A 12,951-nucleotide genomic window follows, 5' to 3' on the forward strand; every position below is an offset into this window, starting at 1 on the left:
GGTCAGGCCGCGCTTTGGGTGGGGATGGACCAGGCGTCGTAGCCGTAGACCCAATCGGCATTGCCGCCGTCCTTGAGCCACTGGTTGCCGCGCGAGCCGATCTGGATCTGGCTGGTGCGTTCCAGGCGCGCCTGCTGATAGCCCTGCAAGGCAGCGGCGACCTGGGACGGGCTGTCGAGGTCTTGCAGGTAACGGGCGAGCACCACCGCATCCTCGATGGCCTGGCCGGCACCCTGGGCCATGAACGGCATCATCGGGTGGCAGGCATCGCCCAGCAGGGTGATGGGTCCCTTGGACCAGAACGGCAGCGGGTCGCGCTCATACAGCGCGGTCTTGAGCACATCGCTGCAGGCATCCAGCAGGGCACGGGCGTCGGGGTGGAATGCCTGGTAGTGGCTGCGCAGTTCGTCGGCATCGCCGGCGCTGGTCCACGACTCTTCATGCCAGCTGTCCTGGGCGGTAGTGGCGAAGATAAAGATGTCCTTGCCCTGGTTCAGCGGGAACGTAACGATCTGGCTCTGGGGGTTGGGGCCCCACCATTTGGTGAAGGCCTGGATATTCGGCACATGGGCCACCAACTCGGCCGGCACCACCGCGCGGTATGCCACCACCCCGGTAAAGCGCGGGTGCTCTTCGCCGAACAGCGCGTTGCGCACCACCGAGTGGATACCGTCGGCGCCGATCAGCACGTCACAGCGGTGCTGGCTGCCATCCTTGAAATGCAGGCAGATGCCGTCGTCAGTGTGCTCGATCCGTTCGGCACGCTTGGCGAACTGCACCTGCTCCAGCGGGAACACTTCGGCCAGGGCCGCCAGCAGATCGGCGCGGTGGATGGTCAGTTGCGGGGCGCCGTACTTCTGCTCGGCGGCGTCGGACATTTCCAGGCGTGACGTCTCTTCGCCGCTGTCCCACATCCGGCTGATACGGTGGGTCGGCCGCGCGGCCGGGATGCGCACGGCGGCGCCAATTCCCAGGCCATCCAGCGCCCGTACCGCGTTGGGGGTGAGGTTGATGTCGGCACCGACCCGCAAAAAGGCCTTGGACTGTTCAAACACGGTGACCTGGTGACCGGCGCGGTGCAGGGCGATCGCGGCGGTCAGGCCGCCGATGCCGGCGCCGGCGATAGCAATATTTAAGGAAGGCATGTGCGACTCCTGCTCAAGGTTTCGGTTTGTCGGTGAGGAACTTGCCTTGCGGCGCCTCGACGTGTTGCTGGCGCCGGGTATTGCCGTCGATACCGCCGGCAATCGCCCATTCGGCGAACACCGTGGGCCCCGGCTCAAAGGTGCGGGGCTGCCATTCGCCGGTCAGTTGGTCTTCGTCGGCGTAGTACTCCACCAGCGCGCCAGCGGGGTTTTTGAAGTACCAGAAAAACGCCGAAGACACCGGGTGGCGCCCAGGGCCGATCTCGGTCGGCCAGCCGCTGCGGGACACGTGCATGCCGCCGCCAAACACCTCGTGCACATCGCGTACGGTAAAGGCCACATGGTTCAGCCCCGCCCGTGGCGCCGGCAGTTGCAGCATGAACAGGTCGTGATGGCCGCCTTCCTCGGCGGTGCGCAAAAAGGCCCCGCGGTCCGGGTAGCGGTCCGAGGCCTGGAAGCCGAAACGCTCGTGGTAGAAGGCTTCGCAGGCGTTTACGTCCTTGACGAAAAACACCACGTGGCCGACCTCAATCGGCGTGGCGCGCTCGTAGATCGGCGCCGCCTTGTTGATCCGGCCCTTGGTCTGCCAGGTGTTGTGGCCGCTGCACTCGATCTCCAGCTCACGCTTGCGCGTCACTTGCAGGCGGATCGCCAAGCCGTTGGGGTCGGTGCAGCCGATACGCCCGTTGCCCTCGACAAACCCCGGGTCGTTGGCGATGCGTTCGGCGTACAGCGCAAGGTCCGCCGCGTCGGCCACGCCCCACACCACTTCGCGCACGGTCGAGCCGGCCTCGATGGCGGGCGGCAGGCCGGGTTTGTTCAGGTCGGCGAGCACTACGCGGCAGCCGTTGAGGGTCTCGAAGATCACCTCATCGGGTTGCGCGCTGACCTGGGTCAGGCCCCAGTCGCTGAAAAAACGCACGCAGGTGTCGAGGTCCTCGACGCCATAGGTGACTTCATCAATACCTAAAACGCTCATCACGCTACCTCGTGTGGCACACCGGCCCAGGCCAGTGGCTGTTGGTTCATGCCCCAGTAGAGGCTCTTTTGTTCCATGTATTGCAGGATCCCCAGGCGGCCTTTCTCGCGGCCCAGGCCGCTGTCGCGCCAACCGCCGAACGGCGTGGAAATCGAGAACTGCTTGTAGGTGTTGATCCACACCGTGCCGGCCTGCAAGCGCCGGCCCAGGGCCCAGGCGCGCTTGTAGTCGCGGCTCCAGATGCCTGCCGCGAGGGCGTACAGGCTGTCGTTGGCCTGCTCCAGCAGTTGCTCTTCATCGTCGAAGGGCATGGCCACCAGCACCGGGCCGAAGATTTCTTCCTGGCACACCTGTTGTTGGTTGTGCAGGCCTTCGAGGATGGTCGGCGGGTAGAAGTAGCCCTGGTCATACAGGCCACCGCTGGGGCGCTGCCCGCCCAGGCGCAGGCGCCCGCCTTCGGCCAGGCCGAGGGCGACGTAGCGTTCCACCGATTCACGATGGCTGGCGCTGATCAGCGGGCCCATCTGCGTGTTTTCGTCGGCCGGGTCGCCCATGCGCAGGTTCGCGGCGGCGGCTACCAGGCGTTGCATGAAGGGTTCGTACAGGGCGCGCGCGACAAACAGCCGCGAGCCGGCAATACAGGCCTCGCCCGAAGAGCTGAAGATGCCGTAGAGCACGCCCGCCACCGCGTGGTCGAGGTCGGCGTCATCAAGGACGATGGTCGGCGACTTGCCGCCCAGCTCCAACGACACCGGCATCATCTTGTCGGCGGCGATATGGGCGATGTGCTTGCCAGTGCGGGTGCCGCCGGTGAACGACACGCGCTTGACCAGCGGGTGGCGGGTCAGCGCATCACCCAGCAGCGAGCCTTTGCCGGGCAGCACGCTGATCAGGCCCTTGGGCAGGCCGGCCTCTTCACACAAGCGCGCCAGGCGCAGGGCCAGCAGCGGGGTGATTTCCGCTGGCTTGATCACCACCGCATTGCCCGCCGCCAGGGCTGGTGCGACCTTTTGCGCCTCGCTGGCAATTGGCGAGTTCCACGGAGTGATCGCGGCGACCACGCCCATCGGCTCATACACGCTCATGCTGACGAAATCGCCGCGCGAGGGGGTAATGGTTTCTTCGAGGGTTTCGCAGGCGGCGGCGAAGAACTGGAAGGTGCCGGCCGCACTGGCCACCAGCGCGCGGGTTTCATTGATCGGCTTGCCGTTGTCCTGGCGTTGCAGTTGCGCCAGTTCTTCACTGTGCAGGCGGATCAGCTCGGCGATGCGGTACAGCACGCTGGCCCGCTCATGGGGTTTGCGCTGGGCCCAGCCGCTGTGCAGGAAGGCCTGGTGTGCGCCCTGGATGGCGTCTTCTACATCCTGCAGATCGGCAGCGTTAAGCCAGGCCACGGCCTCGCCGGTGGCCGGGTAGCGGCTGGCGTAGCGTTCGCCACGGCCCAGGCGCCAGTGGCCGGCGATGCAGATCGGTAAAGTCTGTTCGAGAGTCATCGACGGGCTCCTAAATTGAGATGGCATGGGCGTGGTTGCCCAGCGCACGGACCACGCTGTACACGGTCAGCGCCGAGGTCTTGGGGTTGGCCAAAAGCGGCTTGCCGCGCAGGCTCAACTCGAAACGGCCAAAGGCGCCACGGGCTTCGAAGTGGTGGACGTTTTCGTCGCTGTGGGGGTCGGCGATCAGCGTGACGTGGGTGCGATCCAGGCCCAGCCCGGCCAGGGACAGGGTGGCGGCGACGTTGGCGTTTTTCGGATACAGCCGCGCGGCTTCGCGGGCGCTGCCCTGGAAGATCACCGTGGCTTGGCTGATGGTGTCCAGGTCGCACGCCTGCTCGCCGGGAGTGTTTTTCCAGGCGCGGGCCGGCTTGCGCCCGGTGTAGTTGACCGAATCCAGGCCGCCGACCTTGGCCGCCGACAACGCATCAATACCGCCAATCGCACCGGGCAGCAGCTCGATGCGGGTCTTGCCGCGCTCAGCGGCTGCTTCCAGGCGCTCGACCAGACCCACTTCGGACAAGGCGCCGACCGACACAATCAGGCAGGCAATCCCACGCTCCAGGGCCGGCAGCACATGTTCCTCGATAGCGCGGTGGCCGGCGCATTCCACCAGCAAATCCGGGCGCGTATCGGCGGGCAAGGCGGTGAGCACCTGCGGCGGTCGCTTGAAACTGGCCAGGCGCTGGCGCACCAACGCCTCTGAGCCCTCGGAGGCAATGACGTAATCCACGCACAGCTGCGGATCGTTCTCCAGCAGCTCCAGCACGCCGACGCCAATGGCGCCGCAGCCGATCATGGTGATATGCAACATGCGGCGATCCTCAGGCGGTGGCCTTCTGGGCTTTGGTTTCGCTGTTGGGCGGGCCGGCGAACTGGGTGGCGAAATTGCCCACGCTGAGCATGTCCACTTCCAGCAGGAACGGGCCGGGCTGGCTCAAGGCGCTGTCGACCACCTTGCCGAAATCCTTGAGGTCGGTGACCAGGCCGTGGCGCAGGCCCATGGATTCGGCGAGCTTGGTGTAGTCCGGGGTGTGCAGGTCGACATAGCAATGCCGGCTGCCGTAGACCGCGTCCTGGATATTGCGGATGACCCCATAGCGCTGGTCGTTCATCAGCAGGATCACCAGGTTGGCGCGCTCCTGGACCAGGGTCGCCAGCTCACCCAGGTTGAGGATGAAACCGCCATCGCCCGCCAGGGCGAACACCTTGCGCTCGGGCGCGGTTTCAGCGGCTGCGACCGCGGCGCCGATGCCCATCGCCAGGCCCTGGCCGATACCGCCGCCCAAGGCGTGAACCCCGGCACGCGGGTGGTACAAGTTGAGCAGGCGGTTGCCCCAGATGCTGTTGGACAGGGTCACATCGCGCACCCAGGAGAAGTTGCGCCCGGTGCTGGCCTGCAATTGCTCGACCATCGCCGAGTACGGGCCCAGGTCCGCCACCAGTTGGTTGCGCGATTGCTCGCGCACGGCCTTGAGTTCGCTGAGGAACTGCGGGTCGGTGTGCAGGCGGCCTTCCAGGCGGTCAGCCAGGCCGTCCAGGGCCAGGGCCGTATCGCCGCAGATAAACAGCTCGCTGGCATAGCTGCGGCCTTCGATGGCCGGGTTGGCGTCGATGCGCAGGGTGTTCTGCGGCAGCTTGAGCGCGTACTTGAAGGTCTCGTTGCTGCGCAGGCGCGACCCGGCGATCAGCAGTGCATCGCAGGTTTGCAGGAACTGCTCGACCCGTTTGTTCTGCGAAAAGGCCCCCAGGCAGCGCTCGTCGTCTTCATTGACCACGCCACGGCCTTGGGTCGAGGTGATCACCCCCACGCCCATCGCCAGCAGGCGCTTGACCTGCGCCCCGGCATGCCGTGCGCCGCCACCGAGCCAGAGCATCGGGCGCTTGGCACTGGCCAGGCGCGCGGCCACCAGGTCGAGGGCTTCCGGTGCCGGTACGGCGACCGGGATCGGCAGCGGCGACAGGTCGGTAGGCATCGGGATAAAGGTCGACTGGATATCGATCGGGATCTCGACGCTGACCGGGCCGGTGGGCGCGGTGAGGGCGGTCTGTACCGCGAGCTTCAGGGTGCTGATGGCGGTCTCGACGCTGCGCACGCGAAAGGCGGCCTTGGACACGGCCTTGAGCATGTTCAACTGGTCGCGGGCTTCGTGGATATACGCCAGTTCCTGATCCAGGTATGGCGTCTCGATCTGCCCGGTGATGTGCAGCAGCGGGGTGCCGGCAGTCTGCGCTTCAACCATGGCGCCCGCGGCATTGCCGGCGGCGGTGCCGGTGGAGGTCAGGCACACGCCCAGGCCGCCGGTGGTACGGGCATAGGCGTCAGCCATGTTGGCGGCGCCGGCTTCACCCCGGGCCATGACAAAGCGGATATTGCCGCGCACGGCGAAGGCATCGAGGATCGGCATGTTGTGGATCGAGATCACGCCAAACGCGGCCTTGACGTCGCATTGTTCGAGAAAGGCGGTGATGGCAGCGCCCACGGTGACAGTGTTTTCATTACGCATGGCGGGACAGGCCTCCGGATACATCGATATGGCTGCCTGTGGTGTAAGCCGACAGAGGCGAGGCCAGAAACAGGATCGCGCGGGCCGCTTCAATCGGCAGGCCCAGGCGCCCCAGGGGAATATGTTTTTGTTGGGCCAGGCGGGCGGTCCATTGCGCCCAGTCGAGGTCGCGTTCTTCACGCGCTTCGAAGCGGCGGCGCCATTGCCCGGACTCCACCAGGCCAATCAGGATGCCGTTGACGCGGATGCCTTGCGGGGCGAACTCGGTGGCCATCGAGCGCACCAGGTTCTTGATCCCGGCGCGGGCGGCCGAGGTGGCGACCATGTGCGGCTCCGGCTGGCTGGCCAGCAGTGAGTTGACGCAGACGATGGCGGCATCGGCCTGGTTGTGCAGCTGCGGCTTGAAGGCGCGGACCGGGTTGATCACCGAAAAAAACTTCAGGTGCAGCTCTTCGGTCCAGGCGCTGTCGGTGGTGTCTGCGAAGGTCGAGACCCGGCCTTGCCCGGCGTTGTTGATCAACACACTGGCGGCGCCCAGCGCGGCCTGGCTGGCGCTGGCAAAGGCGTTGACCGCTTCGCCATCGAGCACATCGCACACCTGGGCCAGCAGTTGGCCTTGGGGGAAACGTTGGCGCAGGTCGCTTTCGGCACGGCGCAGGCGTTCTGCATCGCGGCCGCAGAACGCAACGGCGGCGCCGGCTTCCAGCAGCAGCTCGACGCACGCCAGACCAATGCCCGAGGAGCCTCCGGTGACGATTGCGGTGCGGCCCTGCAATGGATAAAGGCTCATCTCAATCTCTCATCAAGGCAGTGACGCGGGGCTGGCTGCTGTGGGCGCCGCCGTTGTAGTTGAGCAGGCGCGACAGCTCGTCGGCGCTGCGTCGTACCTGGGTCAACAGCTCTTCAAAATTCACATGACCGATCTGCGTGGTCGGGATGGTTACGCCGAGGGCGGCCACGATGTCGCCGCTCTGGTCGCGCACGGGCGCGGCCACTGTGGAAATCGCCGATTCAAAGAACCCTTCGCCGCTGACAAAGCCGCGCTGGCGGTCGGCCTGGAGCATGTCGAACAGCTCCATCACGGTTTTGGGGGTGCAGTGGGAGTGCTGTTCCAGGTGCTCCTCGGGGTACAGCTCGCGCAGTTCGGCCAGTGACAGGTCTTCGAGGAGGATGCGCCCCAGCACCGTGGCATGGGCCGGCAGGCGGGTGCCGACGTTGACCGCGTTGGAGAACACCGACGGCGGCGAAACCTTGGCCACATAGACGATGGAACGCCCGTCGCGCACCACCAGGTTGCTGGGGTAGTTAACCCGGTCGCACAAACGGGCCAGCAGCGGCTGGCCGAGTTCGGTCAGCTCCAGCGAGGCCAGGTACTCGAAGCCCAGGCGCAGCACCGACATGCCCAGGCGGTATTCGTTGCCGCTGCGGGTGACGAAGCCCATGGTTTCCAGGGTGGTCAGCAGGCGGAAAATGGTCGAGCGCGGCAGCGCCAGGCGCCGTGCCAGTTCCGGCGCGGTCAGGGTGCGGTTGCGCCGGCTGAACTCGCAGAGCAGCAGCAAGCCGCGCTCCAGGCCCGGCACGATGTATTTGTCCTGAGCATCCTTCAGCAGATCTGAGTCGTTCATAGGGTTCTACCTGTCAGGGATTGTTTGAGGGCGTAGGCCAGGCGACCGGCAACCACCAGCGGTTGTTCGATGGGGCTGGCATGGCCTGCGTCGGCGATCAGGTTGAAGCTGGCACCCAGGGCCTTGGCCACGCCCAGGCAGGTGTCGGGCGTGGTGATGGCGTCGGCTTCGCCGCAATGCACTTCGCAGGGCATTGCAGGTTGGCCGTGGCGCAGCAGGTCGTCGCCGCACAGCAATTCGATGGCCTGGCGATAACCCAGCGGGTTCAGGCGGGCCATGTTCCAGTGCACCCAGGCCAACGCTTGGGGCTGGGCCTGCGACGAGAGCATGTGGGCGCTGCGTTGTGCGGCCAGGCCGGCGATACCCAGGCGTTGCAGGTTATCCAGGCGTTGCTGGCGTACTTGCTGGCGCTGCTGGCTGCGTTCGGGTGCGCCATAGCCGCGAGCCGGGCTGATCAGCACCAGGCGGCTCACCCGCTGGGCCTGCGCACTGCGGGCCAAGGCCAGGGCGGTCAGCGCGCCCAGGGAGTGGCCGACCAGCACGCACTCGTCCACTTCCAGCGCATCGAGCATCTGCACCAGGCGGGCGGCGTATTGCTCGGCCTTGGGCACGTCCGACTCCAGGGGGCTGGAGTCGCCATAGCCGGGCGCGTCCCAGGCGATGACCCGGGCCTGGGCCGCCAGGTGCTGTGCCACTTGCAGCCAGGACGCCGCGCCCGAGCCGATACCGTGCAGCAACACCACCGCCGGCCCCGTGCCGCATTCGCGCAGGGCCTGCTGGCCACCGGCGGCGGCGACCAGGCGCTGGGGGAAGTCGCGCTGCAGTTGGGCTTGCAGGTCGGCCGTCGGCGCGGCTTGGGTGAGTCCTGGCAACATGGGCTTACCCGCGCTTGATCGAGGCCAGAGGGTGCTCTGGCGGATAGGTCGGGGTGATCGGCTTTTTCGCGCCGAGCATCACGCACATCAGCGCGTCTTCGTCGCCGATATTGATCTCTTCGCGGTACACGCCCGGCGGCACGGAAATCACGTCGCGGTCGGTGAGGATGGTTTCGAAACGCTCGCCGTCCTTTTCCAGTACCACCTTGAGTTTGCCGCGCAGCACGAAAAACACTTCTTCGACGTCAATGTGCAGGTGCGGCGGGCCTTCGTGGCCGGCCGGGATGACCATGGTGGAAAAGGTGAAGTGCTCCGACGGGATGGTGTTCATGTCGGTGCTGATGCCGGTGCCGCCAGTGCCGATGTAGCGCATTTGCGCGCGGCGGAACTTGGGGTCGTAGTCGGCCTGGAACTTCAGGGCATCCCAGTCGTACTTGCGCGTCTCGTAGCGGGCGATGCGCGTGCTCATCCAGCTTTCCAGGCTGGCGCCGGCAGGGCGGTCCCAGCTTTTCGGGGTGTCGTTTTGGGCAGATAGATCAGTCATGACAGTCTCCAGATCAAGGCATGACGAACCCGCCGTTGACCGGCAGGGTTTGTCCAGTGATAAAGCGGGCAAGGTCGGACAGCGCGAACAGCACGGCGCCGCTGACGTCTTCGGGCAATTGCGGGCGTTGCAGGGCCCGTTGGTCGTTGTACAAACGGTGGCGCGCCTCGGGCACGTAGGCGGTGGCTTCCACCAGCACCAGGCCAGGGGCGATGGCGTTGACGGTGATGTTGTCGCTGCCCAGCTCACGGGCCAGGCTGCGGGTCATGGCGATGATCGCGCCCTTGCTGGCGACGTAGGCCAGCAGGTTCGGTGCACCCCACAGCGGGGTGTCCGAGGCCAGGTTGACGATGGCGCCCTGGCCGCTGGCGCGCAGGGCCGGCAGGCAGGCGGTGGTCATCAGCCAGGTGCCGCGCACGTTGACCTGCATCACCTGGTCCCAGGTGTCGATGCTCAGCTCTTCGCAGCCCTTGCCCCCGGAGTTGGTGATCGAGGCGTTGTTCACCAGGCCGTCGAGGCCGCCCAGCAGGCTAATCGTCGCGTCGACACAGGCCTGGACCGAGGTGGGTTGCGCCAGGTCGACAGCCACGGCCTGCACGTCCAGGCCCAGCGCCCGTAATTCACCGGCGGCCTGCTGTACACGCTCGTGCAGCACATCGGCAATCACCACCCGGGCGCCGGCCTGGCCGATGGCCTGGGCAAAGGCATAGCCCAGGCCCCGAGCGCCACCGGTGACCAGCACGCGGCGGCCTGCAAGCAAAAGGTCATGGCGGCTCATCATTGGGTGCTCAACATGGCTTTGGGCATGTAGTGCAGGACGCGTTTTTCCGCCCACACTACTGCGCCGTAGGCGATCACCCCAATCAGGGTCAGCGCGACAATGGCGACGAACACCCCAGCGGTGTTGCCCTGGCCCTCGGCGTCTACCAGCAAGAAGCCCAGGCCCTGGTTGCCACCGACCAGCTCACCGACGGTGACGCCGATCACGGCCAGGGTCGAGGCGATACGCAGGCCGGAAAACAGTGCGGCCATGGCCGACGGGAACTCCACCAGGCGGAAGATCTGCCAGCGGCTGGCATTCATGGTGCGTACCAGGTTGATCATGTCCGGGTCGACGGTGCGGATTGCCGAGAGCACGTTGATCATCACCGGGAAAAACACGATCAGGATCGCGATCAGAATCTTCGGGTAGATGGTGTAGCCCAGCCACATCACGAACAGCGGCGCGAAGGCGACTTTCGGGGCGATCTGCAAGGCCAGGATGTACGGCGACAACATGGCTTCGGCCGCCGGCGACAGGCCCAGCGAGACACCGATCATCACTCCCAGCAGGGCGCCGAGGGCGAAGCCGACGACGATCTCCAGGGCGGTGATCAGGGTGTGTTGCAGCAGGCCGCCGGTTTGCCACATCACCAGGCCTTCCTGGGCCACGCGGCTGAGTTTGGGCATGACGAACTCGGGCATGCCGAGCAGGCCGGGGCCCCATTGCCAAAGCACCAGGAACAGGATCAGCAGCGCGACGCTACCGAGCACGGAGTTGTTGTTTTTCATCGTGTACGTACCTCAATGTCCCGGTGGTTCACTGTGCGGCGACCGGGCTGTCGACGAATTGGTTGGTGAAGAGGTCTTCAAGCGGAGTCGCCTGGGTGACGATGCCTTCGCTGACATAGAACTGCAGGACCTTGTCCAGGTGCTGCGGATCGATGTGCCCGAGCACGGCCTGCTTGGCGTAGACGTGTTCGACGTAGAGCTTGAAGATCTTCTCCAGCGAGTCTTCCTTGCCGGCGTAGGCCGGTACCGCCTTGGCGAAGGTCGCGGCGGCGGCGCGCGGGTCCTGGATGATGTCGCGCATGCCTTGCAGGGTGCCCTGGACCACGCCGCGCACAATCTGGGGCTGGTTCTTGATCGCGTCGTCGGAGGCGAGAATCGCCTGGGCCATGCTCTCGAAAATCTGGTCCTGGGGGATCAGCTTGATCTGCACCCCGGCTTCCTCGGCATTGATCACCCAGTCCGGCACGCCCGCCATGGCCTGGGCCTTGTTGGCGGAGAACAATTGCCAGACCCCGGCGGGGCCGGCGGCCTGGATGTTCACGTCGTTCTTGCCCAGCCCGGCTTTGCGCAGCGAGGCGAGCAGGGCGTAGTAGGTGGTGTCGGAGTACGACATCACCGTCATGGTCTTGCCCTTGAGGTCGCTGACGCTGTTGATGTTGTCCTTGGCATTGGTGGCGATCATCGTCACCCCGCCGTCGCCCAGCACCGCCACGGCGCGCACCGGGATGCCATTGGCCCGCACCACGATCGGCGTGTCACCGATGGCTCCGCCGATCAGCGCATTACCGGCGCCGATCTGCTTGGCCACGTCCACGCCACCTTTGGCGGCGATAAAGGTCAGGTCCAGGTCCTGGGCCGTGTAGTAGCCCTTTTCCTTGGCGATGATCCACGGAGCGAACGCGGGCGAGTTGGGCGGCGCCGGCAGCAGGTAGGTGACCTTGGTCGGCTGCGCCTGGGCGGCACAGGCCATGCCGAGGCCCAGGCTGAGGGCGCAAAGACGTTGAAACAGAGACTTGAGCATGGGGACTCCTGAATCGGTTGGGGGCCGCAAGGGCGGTGATCAGTGCAGTTCGGTGTCGGCGCCGACCTGGAGCAACTCCATCAGGCGGCCGACCAGCGGGCCGATTTCCGGCAGCTTGCGGCGCTCCAGGGGGTTGTCGCGAAACGGCAGGTCGATACTGATTTCTTCGATGATCGTGCCGGGGCGGGCGCTCATGACCAGCAAGCGGTCGGACATGGCGATGCCTTCGATCAGGTCATGGGTGATGAACAGCGCGGTCTTCTTCTCGTCGAACAGCATCCGCGCCATGTCCTGTTGCAGGATCATCTTGGTCTGGGCATCGAGTGCCGAGAACGGCTCGTCGAGGAACAGCACCTGCGGGTCGATGGCCAGGGTGCGAGCCAGGGCGGCGCGCTGGCGCATGCCACCGGATAGCTGGAACGGGTAGTGATCGGCGTAGCCATTGAGGTGGCAGCGCTCGAGCAGGTCGAGGGCGACTTTCTGCCGGGTGGCGGCGGGTACGCCCTGGATCTCCAGGCCCAGCTCGACGTTGCGGCGGATGCTGCGCCAGGGCATCAGCAGGTCCTTTTGCAACATGAACGCAACCTGCGGCACCGGCCCGGTGACCGGCTCGCCACCAACGAACACTTCACCTTCGCTGGGGCGGTACAGGCCTGAGCCCATATTGAGAATGGTGCTCTTGCCACAACCGGAAGGGCCGATGATCGACACCACTTCACCCCGGCGAATCTTGAAGTTCACCTCGCGAATGGCGAAGGGCGCGTCTGCTTTACCCTTGGCCGGGAAACATTTACCGACATTGCGAAATTCAATTTCAGTCGGCTCCAGCTCTTCCCTGAGAGCTTGGTTATTCCATTGGGGCGTCACGGCGTACATCTCTTTCACAGCCATCAGGTAGGTACTCTGGTCTGTTTTATAGGTGATACGCCGTTTAGTGCATGAACAATGCCAGGGGGTTATTTCCTACAAACTATTAGTAAATATCCTTTGATATTAGTGATTTAGGTTCTAGTAGTTGGAAGTTGGTTGTTTCATATATGAAACGTTGGTTCTTATATGGCACGAAATTGCACACTGCTTGAGCGTGTAATGGGAAGTTGCAAGAAGTCGGTGCTTTATTGGGTAACGCGGGGAAGTTGCGAAAGGCGTTATTTGTTTTATATGTAAAACGCATTCGAGGGACTGGTTGCGTTTATGTAGGAGCCGGCTTG

The 12,951-nt window shown here is 65.1% G+C and carries 13 protein-coding genes; all 13 read right to left on the reverse strand.

Going from position 1 to position 12,951, the window contains the following annotated elements; genetic code table 11:
* Positions 1 to 2 precede the first annotated feature (2 nt).
* The 13 genes from HBO12_RS09845 to HBO12_RS09905 are packed head-to-tail and all read right to left on the reverse strand — an operon-like array spanning position 3 to position 12,616.
* Complete coding sequence (locus HBO12_RS09845; protein ID WP_170042050.1) at positions 3 to 1,145, reverse strand: FAD-dependent monooxygenase; 1,143 nt, start codon at positions 1,143 to 1,145, stop codon at positions 3 to 5.
* A gap of 13 nt (positions 1,146 to 1,158) precedes the next feature.
* Positions 1,159 to 2,124, reverse strand: coding sequence for a VOC family protein (locus tag HBO12_RS09850; protein WP_169955445.1), 966 nt, complete (start codon positions 2,122 to 2,124; stop codon positions 1,159 to 1,161).
* The gene (locus tag HBO12_RS09855) at positions 2,124 to 3,617 is read right to left on the reverse strand and encodes an aldehyde dehydrogenase (protein ID WP_170042051.1); all 1,494 of its coding nucleotides are present in this window, start codon (positions 3,615 to 3,617) and stop codon (positions 2,124 to 2,126) included. The genes HBO12_RS09850 and HBO12_RS09855 overlap by 1 nt, the downstream gene beginning before the upstream one ends.
* Before the next feature lie 10 nt (positions 3,618 to 3,627).
* Positions 3,628 to 4,431 (reverse strand): aspartate dehydrogenase, encoded by an 804-nt coding sequence (locus HBO12_RS09860; protein ID WP_169955443.1) that lies wholly within the window; start codon positions 4,429 to 4,431, stop codon positions 3,628 to 3,630.
* A 10-nt stretch (positions 4,432 to 4,441) separates the two neighbouring features.
* Positions 4,442 to 6,124 (reverse strand): thiamine pyrophosphate-binding protein, encoded by a 1,683-nt coding sequence (locus HBO12_RS09865; protein WP_169955442.1) that lies wholly within the window; start codon positions 6,122 to 6,124, stop codon positions 4,442 to 4,444.
* Positions 6,117 to 6,914 carry an SDR family oxidoreductase gene (locus HBO12_RS09870; RefSeq protein WP_170042052.1) on the reverse strand — a complete coding sequence of 266 codons (798 nt, stop codon included), beginning with the start codon at positions 6,912 to 6,914 and terminating at the stop codon, positions 6,117 to 6,119. Before HBO12_RS09870 ends, HBO12_RS09865 begins: the two co-directional genes overlap by 8 nt.
* A 1-nt stretch (position 6,915) precedes the next feature.
* Positions 6,916 to 7,749, reverse strand: coding sequence for an IclR family transcriptional regulator (locus HBO12_RS09875; RefSeq protein ID WP_169955440.1), 834 nt, complete (start codon positions 7,747 to 7,749; stop codon positions 6,916 to 6,918).
* Positions 7,746 to 8,624, reverse strand: coding sequence for an alpha/beta fold hydrolase (locus HBO12_RS09880; RefSeq protein WP_170042053.1), 879 nt, complete (start codon positions 8,622 to 8,624; stop codon positions 7,746 to 7,748). The genes HBO12_RS09875 and HBO12_RS09880 overlap by 4 nt, the downstream gene beginning before the upstream one ends.
* Positions 8,625 to 8,628: 4 nt before the next feature.
* Positions 8,629 to 9,168, reverse strand: a complete 540-nt coding sequence (locus HBO12_RS09885; RefSeq protein WP_029289969.1) for a cupin domain-containing protein — start codon at positions 9,166 to 9,168, stop codon at positions 8,629 to 8,631.
* Between the two features lie 13 nt (positions 9,169 to 9,181).
* Positions 9,182 to 9,946: an SDR family oxidoreductase gene (locus HBO12_RS09890; protein WP_170042266.1), complete on the reverse strand. Its 765-nt coding sequence runs from the start codon at positions 9,944 to 9,946 to the stop codon at positions 9,182 to 9,184.
* Positions 9,946 to 10,719: an ABC transporter permease gene (locus HBO12_RS09895; protein WP_076963115.1), complete on the reverse strand. Its 774-nt coding sequence runs from the start codon at positions 10,717 to 10,719 to the stop codon at positions 9,946 to 9,948. Before HBO12_RS09895 ends, HBO12_RS09890 begins: the two co-directional genes overlap by 1 nt.
* 28 nt (positions 10,720 to 10,747) lie before the next feature.
* Positions 10,748 to 11,740, reverse strand: a complete 993-nt coding sequence (locus HBO12_RS09900; protein ID WP_170042054.1) for an ABC transporter substrate-binding protein — start codon at positions 11,738 to 11,740, stop codon at positions 10,748 to 10,750.
* Positions 11,741 to 11,779: 39 nt separating this feature from the next.
* Positions 11,780 to 12,616: an ABC transporter ATP-binding protein gene (locus HBO12_RS09905; RefSeq protein ID WP_262376972.1), complete on the reverse strand. Its 837-nt coding sequence runs from the start codon at positions 12,614 to 12,616 to the stop codon at positions 11,780 to 11,782.
* Positions 12,617 to 12,951 lie beyond the last annotated feature (335 nt).

The sequence above is a fragment of the Pseudomonas sp. WS 5059 genome, from assembly GCF_012985525.1.
Lineage (GTDB): Bacteria > Pseudomonadota > Gammaproteobacteria > Pseudomonadales > Pseudomonadaceae > Aquipseudomonas.

Bases quoted from the DNA above. Each gene is read 5' to 3' on its own strand.
- HBO12_RS09880 (WP_170042053.1), bottom strand. From the start codon at position 8,624: ATGTTGCCAGGACTCACCCAAGCCGCGCCGACGGCCGACCTGCAAGCC.
- HBO12_RS09850 (WP_169955445.1), bottom strand. From the start codon at position 2,124: ATGAGCGTTTTAGGTATTGATGAAGTCACCTATGGCGTCGAGGACCTC.
- HBO12_RS09875 (WP_169955440.1), bottom strand. From the start codon at position 7,749: ATGAACGACTCAGATCTGCTGAAGGATGCTCAGGACAAATACATCGTG.
- HBO12_RS09900 (WP_170042054.1), bottom strand. From the start codon at position 11,740: ATGCTCAAGTCTCTGTTTCAACGTCTTTGCGCCCTCAGCCTGGGCCTC.
- HBO12_RS09865 (WP_169955442.1), bottom strand. From the start codon at position 6,124: ATGCGTAATGAAAACACTGTCACCGTGGGCGCTGCCATCACCGCCTTT.
- HBO12_RS09890 (WP_170042266.1), bottom strand. From the start codon at position 9,946: ATGAGCCGCCATGACCTTTTGCTTGCAGGCCGCCGCGTGCTGGTCACC.
- HBO12_RS09855 (WP_170042051.1), bottom strand. From the start codon at position 3,617: ATGACTCTCGAACAGACTTTACCGATCTGCATCGCCGGCCACTGGCGC.
- HBO12_RS09905 (WP_262376972.1), bottom strand. From the start codon at position 12,616: ATGTACGCCGTGACGCCCCAATGGAATAACCAAGCTCTCAGGGAAGAG.
- HBO12_RS09860 (WP_169955443.1), bottom strand. From the start codon at position 4,431: ATGTTGCATATCACCATGATCGGCTGCGGCGCCATTGGCGTCGGCGTG.
- HBO12_RS09870 (WP_170042052.1), bottom strand. From the start codon at position 6,914: ATGAGCCTTTATCCATTGCAGGGCCGCACCGCAATCGTCACCGGAGGC.
- HBO12_RS09885 (WP_029289969.1), bottom strand. From the start codon at position 9,168: ATGACTGATCTATCTGCCCAAAACGACACCCCGAAAAGCTGGGACCGC.
- HBO12_RS09895 (WP_076963115.1), bottom strand. From the start codon at position 10,719: ATGAAAAACAACAACTCCGTGCTCGGTAGCGTCGCGCTGCTGATCCTG.
- HBO12_RS09845 (WP_170042050.1), bottom strand. From the start codon at position 1,145: ATGCCTTCCTTAAATATTGCTATCGCCGGCGCCGGCATCGGCGGCCTG.